Below are 6,481 nucleotides of genomic sequence, written 5' to 3'. Positions count from 1 at the left end.
GCCCATGGGCGCCCCGCCAGCTTGGCCGGGTTGCGCGCCAGCGCGCGGACGTTCCAGCCGCGTTCCAGCAGCAGGGGGGCCAGACGACCGCCCACGTAGCCCGTGGCCCCGGTGATGAGCACGGTGCCCCGTTTTTGGGATGCGTGCGGGGCGTGCACTGCGTCGGAACCGGCGGCCCCGGCATGCTCCGGCACCCTAAATTGGCCCGGGGCGGCTGGCATGTCCGGGGCGGCAGGGGGGACAGGGAAGGAAGGTGCGGTGTCGGCCAAAGAATCGGGAGTGGACGTACCCTGCGGGGGCGCGGTGCTTGCGGGCATGGGGCATCCTTGCGGCTGGCGGTCGGCTGGTGGTCGGACGGAGTTTTCCCAGTCTGCCCGCATGGTGCCGCAGTCGGGCAGGACTGTCAAAGCCGCGCCCGGCCCGTCTGGTGCACCTGTCGCACCTGTCGCGTCCGGCACGTCCGGCACGTCGGGCGGGTCTGTGGCGTCTGGCGCGTGGCCGCTGCCGCCAACCTTGCCTCGCCCGTCTCGCCGGCCTTGTCCCTCTTTCCCCGTGTCCTGCCGCAATGAAAAAGGGAGGGAACGCCGTGCGGCATTCCCTCCCTGCGGTGCGTGGGGTGCGCCCATGCGGGCGTGGGGCGGCTATTCGAAGCGGCTCACGCCGGTGATGACCACCATGTCCGCCGGGGCGTCGGTGTGGATGCCCTGGGGCTTGATCTTCAGCTTCTGGATATTGTCCACGGTGTCCATGCCTTCGATGACCTGGCCGAACACGCAGTAGCCCCAGCCTTCGTCCGTTTCCTCGGTGTGGTCGAGGTCCGCGTTGTCCACGGTGTTGATGAAGAACTGGGCCGCCGCGCTGTGCGGGTCCGCCGTGCGGGCCATGGCGATGGTGCCGCGCAGGTTCTTGAGGCCGTTGTTCGCCTCGTTGCGCACCGGGGCGTTGGTGGGCTTTTCTTCCATGCGCACGGAAAGGCCGCCGCCCTGGATCATGAAGTCCTTGATGACCCGGTGGAAGATGGTGTTCTTGTAGAAGCCCGAATCCACGTAGCTCAAAAAGTTGGCCACGGTGGCGGGGGCCTTTTCGGCATCCAGTTCGATGAGGATATCGCCGGAAGAGGTTTCCAGCAGAATGACGGGATTGCTCATGGGTGTCTCCTGACGGGGAATGTTGCCCCCTCTTTGCCGTCAACCCGCGCGAAACGCAAGGGCCGCACCCGGCCCTGCCCGGTGCCTTCGGCGCTGGCGTGGGTGCGAAAAGAACCGCCCGCGCGTCTTCTTGCTGCTTGCCTGTGTTGTTCCGCATGGCTACACCATGCTATGGTACCGGCAGCATCCGGCATGCAGCATGCGCCCCGTTCAATCCCGGTTAAATCCCAGACCAATCACTGATATGCCTCGGATGTCAGTCGAAAGCCAGCCGGAACCCCGTGCACCCCAACGCAGCACCCAAGGAGCCACACCATGAAGCTCAGCGTATCCAACTCTCGCGGCAAGGACGCCGCCGACCGCGACTGGTTCATCCCCGAGGACGGGCGCAAGCAGCTGACCCAGCTGTTCGCCAAGCTGCCGAACCCCGTGGTGCTCGACGTATTCACCGACGGCGACGAGAAGAACGCCTTCAACGGTTACACCCGCCGCTTTGCCGAAGACCTGTCGTTGATCATCGACAAGATTTCCATGTACCACCACGCGCTGGATTCCGAAGAAGCCAGACGGCGCGACGTGACCCTGTCGCCCACCCTGTTCGTGGGCACGGGGGAAGCGGACCCAAAGCTGGATTACCGCATCCGCTTCACCGGAGCCCCGCTGGGCGAGGAAGGCCGGGCGCTGGTGGAATCCATCTTTCTGGTGTCGCTGCGCCAGTCGGGGCTGACGGAAACCTCGCGCCGCATCCTGTCGGAGCTGAAGGAACCGCGCAGGCCCCGGGTGTTTTCCTCGCCCGGGTGCCCGTACTGCCCCGGCCAGTTCATGCACGCGGCCAAGTGCGCCATAGAGCGGCCCGGCCTGGTGGAGGCGGAATGCGTCAATTCCGACGAATTCCCCGACCTGTCCAGGAAGTTCGGCGTGGGTTCCGTGCCGCACACCCAGTACGACGACGCGCACAAGGCCATCGGCCTGATGCCCGAAGAACGCTTTGTGCTGGAGTTGGTCACCCTGAAGAACGCGGAAGAGCTGATGCGCGAGCACGGCATGGAACCCGGCCACGAAGGGCATGACCATGCTCACGGGGCCCACGGCATGGACCCCGAGGGGCTGGATGTGGTGGAAACCGACATGGTGGTGCTGGGCGCGGGCCCGGCGGGCCTTTCCGCCGCCATCTACGGCGAGCGCAGCGGCATGAAGACCGTGGTGCTGGACAAGTCCGTGGTGGGCGGCCAGGTGACCGTGACCCCGGTGGTGGAAAACTACCCCGGCTTCACCGACATTGCCGGGCTGAAGCTGGTGGAGGTGCTTTCCGCCCATGCCCGCCAGTACGCCACCGTGCGCGAAGGCGAGACGGTGCACGAGGTGAAGATCGGCAAGCTCATCGAGGTGTACACCAACCGCGCCGTGTACCTGTGCAAGGCGCTGGTGTTCGCCACCGGGGCGCAGTGGCGCAAGCTGGATGCGCCGGGCGAGGGCCGCTTCTACGGGCGGGGCGTGTCGTACTGCGCGTCGTGCGACGGGTTCATGTACCGGGGCAAGCGGGTGGCCATGATCGGCGGGGGCAATTCCGCGCTGACCGATGCGCTGCACCTGAAGAACCTGGGCGCGGAGGTGACCATCATCCACCGGCGCGACAGCTTCCGGGCCGAGAAGGCCCTGCAGGATTCGCTGGAGCGCGAGGGCATTGCGGTGATCTGGGACACCGTGGTGGAAGAGATACTGGGCGACTCCGTGGCCCCGGTGGATAAGGGGGACGGGGGACAGGAAGGCAAGGACGGGAAGGATGCGGCGCCCGGAACGGCCCCGGCAGAGGCGGACACCGGCGTGGTGCGCGGCATCCGTGTGCGCAACGTGAAGACCGATGCAGTGAGCGAACTTCCGTTCGACGGGGTGTTCGTGGCCATCGGGCACATCCCCAATTCCGAACAGGCGGCAGAGCTTGGCGTGGTGCTGGAAAGGGACGGCTCCATCAAGGTGGACCGCCACATGCGCACCAACATCCCGCGCATATACGCGGCGGGCGACGTGACCGGCGGGGTGCGCCAGATCGTCACGGCGGTGGGTAGCGGGGCCACGGCGGCCCTGGCCGCGTTCGAGGATACCCAGAATCCTTACTGGAAGAAGAAGGGGGAATGAGGGGGATGAGGGGGGAGGGGTTGTGCCTTAATGGGTGCGGCTTCTACGAAGACACTCCCGCGTGATTGATACCCCCCGATTTCGTTATGCCTCCGGCGGGCAAGGGGCCATTGAGCGATGGCCCCTTGCATCCCCGCGCTCCAGGGGGGCTTCGCCTCCCCTGGACTCCCAGGTTTTCCTGCGCGGCGTCCCTTTGGCGGCAGCTTCCCTCCGGCGCAAAGCGCCTCCGGGTGATCTGCCGCCAGTGACGCCAATGCGCGCAAATCTCCCACTGCTTCTATGGCACATGGGTGCCTTTACCCACACGTATCCTGCACCGCATTCTATCCGCCGCCAGCTTCCCTCCGGCGCTGTGCGCCTTCGGGTGATCTGGCGGCGGGAATGCGATGTGCGCCAATCTCCCGCAGTTCCTTCAACACTCGGGTGCCCTTGCCCACACCCTCGTTGCGACGCATGTGCCACCGTCAAAGCCCGGCGGCACACGCTTCTTCGCACGTTACGTTTTCGTTGAACGTGGCCGTGTTAAGCCGTTCGGTATGGTGCTCTCGCTGGCCAGACCAAGGGAGGGGTGCTCATCCCACACGTTGTCTGCGGTGCGCATCAGAGACGCCGAAGTTTCCGCCTCGCAAGGCCTCGGCGGCGATCTTCGGTTGCGGTTGCGTATCGCCGCACGAAGGTTGCCCCCTGCCGCCATGAAACGAACATTGTTTTCGGCGTTGGCAGCCCCCCCGCACTGATTGCTTTCCAGTTCTGCTCATTACGACAGACAACCAGCCTTAAGACGAGCGACTAGCGTGGCGGAATCGTTGTGGTATGCACATCACGCCCATCCAGCCGGTGGATGGGTTTTTCTGCGGGCATACCACGAACGTGTGGCATTGAAGCCTCACGAGGATACCGGGATACCAGCGGCGGATCGAGCTCAGGTCGTTCAACGGAAAAGTGACGCGCGAAGAAACGTGTGCCGCTGGGCTTTGCCGGTGGCACACGCGTCGCAACGGGGCGGGGGTAAGAGCGCCCTAAGTGCGAGAATGTCGGCGAGAGATTGGCGCATATCGCATTCCGCCGGGCAGATCACCCGAAGGCGCTTTGGCCGAGGGAAGCTGCCCGGTGAGGAATGCGATGCAGGAAACGTGCGGGTGAAGGCACCCATGGTGTCATGGGGGCAATGGGAGGTTGGTGCGCATTGGCGTCACCGGCGGCAGATCACCCGAAGGCGCTTTGCGCCGGAGGGAAGCTGCCGCCGAAGGGACGCCGCGCATGAAAGCCCGGGGGTCCAGGGGGCGGAGCCACCGGAACGCGGGGGTGCAGGGGGCCGTCGTTACACGGCCCCCTGCCCGCCGGAGGCATAACGAGATCGAGCGTGGGCAGAAGGGCGAACGTGCCTTCGGAAAAGCCGGGTGCAATCGCGCACCACCCCTTCCACTCCCCACCGGAGGCATAACGAAATCGAGGGGGTAGCAATCACGCGGGACTGTCTTCGTGGGGGCCGCTTCCAACAGGGCGACAGCCCCTCCCCCCCTCCCCACCTAGTACGGCAACACCACCCGCCCATACTGCTCGTGCAGCACCTCGGCCATGGCCAGGTAACACGCGCTGGCGCCGCACACGATGCCTTCCCATCCGGCGATGGTGCCGATCAGCTCGCTGCCGGTAAAGTCGCGGATGGCCAGCAGGGCGAACAGCACGGTCAGCGACAGGAAGATGAACTTCAGCGTGGTCTTGCCCTTCAGGGTGCCCAGGAACATGAAGAAGGTGAACAGGCCCCACATGGCCAGGTAGCAGCCCATGTAGGCGTGCGGGGTGGCTTCGGCCCAGCCCAGCTTGGGCATGACGATCAGCGCCACCAGCGTCAGCCAGAACAGGCCGTACGAGGTAAAGGCGGTGGTGCCGAAGGTGTTGCCCTTCCTGAATTCCATGATGCCCGCGATGACCTGCGCAATGCCGCCGTAGAAGATGCCCATGGCGAGGATCATCGAGCTGATGGGAAAGAAGCCTGCGTTGTGGATGTTCAGCAGGATGGTGGTCATCCCGAAGCCCATGAGCCCGAGCGGGGCCGGGTTGGCCAGTTTGGTCTCCATTGTCTTCCTCGTTGCTGCGGATGGGGTGGGTGCGTCGGCGTTGCCGGGCAACTGGCGCGGCGCGCGGCCTGCCGGGTTCCGAGGGCACGGAACGGCATGCGGCGCGGGCCATGACGGAACGCCGACGCAATGGATGCCCGCCTGGCCCTGCCGCAATGCGTGCGGAAAGAGTGCGGCGGTGCGGGCGGCGAACCTGTACCGGTGGAACGACGATGCGATGTGGCGTGGCGCGGCCTGTGGTGCGGGTTGGCGGTCCGCATCCCGAGGGGCCGCGTGGTCCGGCTGCCGGGCCGGACCCTGCGAGGGGCTATGGCGCGCTTATGCCCGGATGCGGACAAGCACGCAAGATGCGCAGGAGTGTGCGCTTTCACGGGTCAGGGTGCGACCAGCCACACGGATAAGGCTCTGTGTACACGGCATGTTGCCGTGAGATTTGTCGGGATGCGCGGCGTCTCTTGCGCGGCCTTTTGCGCGGGCTGTGTCCCATGGGTGCCACCCGTCGGTGCCCGTCCGGGGCTACCCTTCCTGCCCCTCATGCGGCCGGGCCATGCGCAGCGGGTCCACCGCCGCGTCGAACGCCGCGCCGTCCAGCAACTGCAATTCCAGGCAGGCCTCGCGCAGGGTGATACCCCGTACATGGGCCAGATGCGCCGCTTGCGCCGCCCGGTCGTAGCCGACAACGGGCGCAAGGGCGGTGACCAGCATCAGCGAGCGGCCCACGTGCGCGGCAATGCCCGCACGGTCGGGCTGCATGCCCGCCACGGCATGGTCCGCGAACGAGCGGCACCCGTCCGCCAGCAGGCGCATGGACGTGAGCACGTTGTGGATGATCAGCGGCTTGAACACGTTCAGCTCGAAGTTGCCCTGCGACCCGGCCATGCCCACGGCCACGTCCAGCCCCATGACCTGCACGACCACCATGGTCAGGGCCTCGCACTGGGTGGGGTTGACCTTGCCGGGCATGATGGACGAGCCGGGTTCGTTCTCCGGCAGGCGCAGTTCGCCGATGCCGCAACGCGGGCCGGACGCCAGCCAGCGCACGTCGTTGGCGATCTTCAGCAGGGCCGTGGCCAGCGCGCGCAGGGCGCCGCTGGTCAGCACCAGCCCGTCGTGGGC

5 protein-coding genes are annotated in these 6,481 nt (G+C 66.3%); 1 reads left to right on the top strand and 4 read right to left on the bottom strand.

Features of this window, described 5'->3' with window-relative positions:
- A partial coding sequence (locus FVW27_RS05155) for an NmrA family NAD(P)-binding protein (protein WP_243838226.1) occupies positions 1-317 on the bottom strand: 317 nt, incomplete at its 3' end.
- A gap of 324 nt (positions 318-641) precedes the next feature.
- Entirely contained in the window at positions 642-1,148 is a 507-nt protein-coding gene (locus tag FVW27_RS05150; protein ID WP_167123329.1) for a peptidylprolyl isomerase, read from the bottom strand.
- A gap of 315 nt (positions 1,149-1,463) precedes the next feature.
- On the opposite strand from FVW27_RS05150, the gene FVW27_RS05145 reads away from it, so the two are divergent.
- Entirely contained in the window at positions 1,464-3,284 is a 1,821-nt protein-coding gene (locus tag FVW27_RS05145) for an FAD-dependent oxidoreductase (protein ID WP_167123327.1), read from the top strand.
- A 1,529-nt stretch (positions 3,285-4,813) separates the two neighbouring features.
- Here FVW27_RS05145 and satP read toward each other — a convergent pair.
- Positions 4,814-5,365, bottom strand: a complete 552-nt coding sequence (satP, locus tag FVW27_RS05140) for an acetate uptake transporter (RefSeq protein ID WP_167123326.1) — start codon at positions 5,363-5,365, stop codon at positions 4,814-4,816.
- Positions 5,366-5,881: 516 nt separating this feature from the next.
- Positions 5,882-6,481: lyase family protein (locus FVW27_RS05135; RefSeq protein WP_243838225.1), on the bottom strand; the 600-nt coding region annotated here is incomplete at its 5' end.

The sequence above is a fragment of the Nitratidesulfovibrio liaohensis genome, from assembly GCF_011682075.1.
Lineage (GTDB): Bacteria > Desulfobacterota > Desulfovibrionia > Desulfovibrionales > Desulfovibrionaceae > Cupidesulfovibrio > Cupidesulfovibrio liaohensis.
Note: the sequence above shows the minus strand (reverse complement) of the source record. Positions and strands in the feature narration are given on the sequence as shown.